This window comes from Rhodococcus sp. NPDC059968 (assembly GCF_042738615.1).
Classification (GTDB): Bacteria; Actinomycetota; Actinomycetes; order Mycobacteriales; family Mycobacteriaceae; genus Rhodococcus_F.
The window spans coordinates 1-1,898 of record NZ_JBHWUE010000259.1; the positions used below are offsets into that span (position 1 = coordinate 1).

Below are 1,898 nucleotides of genomic sequence, written 5' to 3' on the forward strand. Positions count from 1 at the left end.
CCGGTGATGCGCACGCATGCCGTGTCCCGGAAACTACGCACCGGCACAGCACCTATGCCCGCGTTCCTACGTCGATGCCGAGTTTGTGCAGACCCCTCTGTTGCGCACCATATTCTTCAACGATCAGCCATACGACCAGCGGGAACGCTGGGCGCCGACTGTCAGCGGTCATGTAATTCCCCAGGTTGAGGGGTTTGTCCGTCACGTAATTGGATCTGGCGCAATTTTCGTGAAGCCGCTGGGCGTGTCACTGACCTGCATCGACGAGGTCGGGTGAGGATTCTCCGGGTGCGCTGAAGACGGTGTGCGGGTCCTACTCCCGCATCTGGCAGGTATCGATGTTGTCGGTGTTTGGCGAGTCGGATCGACGATCCGACTCCAGGCCCGTTCCCGAGGTGACCGAGCGTGGTGCCCGCGGTGCGGTGGTGAGGCCACTCGTGTGCACTCGCGGTATCGCCGACAGTTGACCGACACCGCGATCGGCGGGCATCCGGTCTTGATCGATGTCCGGGCCCGCCGGTTCTTCTGCGACACCACTGACTGCGGGGCAAGAACTTTCGCCGAGCAGATCGCGGGGTTGACCGAGCGGTGGAGTCGGCGAACACCGGCGGGGACAGCGATGATCGAAGCGATCGGCCTGGCCGCGGCAGGCCGGGCCGGCGCCCGACTCTCCGGCCGACTCGGTGTCGCCGTCAGCCGGGACACCCTGCTACGGGCAGTGCGGTCGATACCCGACCGACCCATCGGTGAGGTGCCCGTCCTCGGTATCGACGACTTCGCACTCCGCCGAGGCCACGTCTACTTCCGCCGTCGTGGTGGATATGAAGACACGAACACCGATCGACCTGCTGCCCGACCGCACCGCCGGCACCGTCGCCACCTGGCTGCGCGGCCATCCCGAGATCGAGGTGGTCTGCCGAGATCGTGCCGGGGCGTACGCCGAAGGCGTCCGCACCGGTGCCCCGGACGCGATCCAGGTCGCCGACCGCTGGCACCCGTGGCTGGGCCTCGCAGGCGCGGTGGAGAAGACGGTGATCCGCCACCGCGCCGACCTGCGCCCACCCGCCGAGACCACGAGCTCCAACGACGGGATCGACAACCCCTCCTCAGCGCCTCCCGACCCGACCGAAAGTGGCCTGGCTGACAGTCGCCTGGCCACCCGAACCCGGGAACGCCACGCCGCCGTCCACGAATTGCTCGCGCAGGGAAGAACGATCTCGTATATCTCCCGGACACTGCCACTCGACCGTAAGACGGTCCGGCGCTTCGCCCGCGCCGCCGATGCCCAAGACCTGCTGCCAACTACGCGGACCGGCCGCAGTCTGCTCGACGAGTACGCACCCTACCTGCGTGAACGCGTCGCCGGCGGGTGTGTCGACGCGGCAGTCCTCACGCGCGAGATCACCGAACTCGGCTACCGCGGCAGCACCAAGACCGTGCGCCGATTCCTGCAGCCACTGCGCGCCGCCCACACCACGCCGCCCTCGAGGCCGGCCGCGCCCAGCGTCCGGCGGGTCACCGGGTGGCTGACCCGACGACCGGACCGGCTCACCGACGAGGACCGGGTCGGGCGCGACGCGCTCCTGGCGCGCAGCCCCGCGCTCGCCACCACCGGTCGACTGGTCCGGGACTTCGCCGAAATCATGGTTGATCGGCGCGGCCAGGACCTGAACGCCTGGATCGGCCGCGCCCGGCGCGAAGGGTCACCGGCACTTCGGTCGTTTGCTGCAGGCCTGGTCCGTGATCTCGATGCCGTAACCGCGGGGCTGACACTGCCGCACAGTTCCGGCGCCGTCGAGGGGCACGTGAACAGGATCATTCTGTGGAATCTGAGATGTCAAGATCATTCTCGTTTGGGCTGGTTGATCGGGACGATCGGTAGCAGGGTCGCGGTCGCC

The 1,898-nt window shown here is 67.9% G+C and carries 1 protein-coding gene; it reads left to right on the forward strand.

The features are described 5' to 3' along the window. Positions 1 to 821 precede the first annotated feature (821 nt). Positions 822 to 1,898 (forward strand): transposase (locus ACFWAY_RS53650; protein WP_378516525.1); only part of this gene is annotated, 1,077 nt, incomplete at its 3' end.